Source organism: Microbacterium maritypicum MF109 (assembly GCF_000455825.1).
In the GTDB taxonomy this organism is placed as follows: Bacteria; Actinomycetota; Actinomycetes; order Actinomycetales; family Microbacteriaceae; genus Microbacterium; species Microbacterium maritypicum_A.
In genome coordinates, this window is the sequence record NZ_ATAO01000133.1 from 1 (window position 1) to 310 (window position 310).

The 310-nt window shown below is 71.9% G+C and carries 1 protein-coding gene; it reads left to right on the top strand.

What is annotated here, in order from left to right; translation table 11 throughout:
* Window positions 1-17: 17 nt before the first annotated feature.
* Window positions 18-310, top strand: a 293-nt coding sequence (locus tag L687_RS0121335; protein WP_040569654.1) for a HesA/MoeB/ThiF family protein, incomplete at its 3' end; no start/stop codon positions are given.

The window sequence follows — 310 nt, forward strand, 5'->3', positions numbered from 1 at the left end:
GGGCATACGCTGAGTCCATGCAGCCTCTCGTCGCCCCCGCTCCCGTGCTGGAGCCGGAAGAACTCGTCCGCACGGCGCGGCACGCGGTGCTCGCCGGCATCGGCGAGGAGGGACAGCGCCGCCTCAACGCCGCTCACGTCACGATCGTCGGCGCGGGCGGACTCGGATCCCCTGTGCTCCTCGCCCTGGCCGCCGCCGGGGTCGGATCGCTCACGGTGATCGACGACGACGTGGTGGAGCTCACCAATCTGCAGCGTCAGCTCGCGCACCGGGTGGAGGACATCGGGACGCGCAAGACCGCATCGGCCGC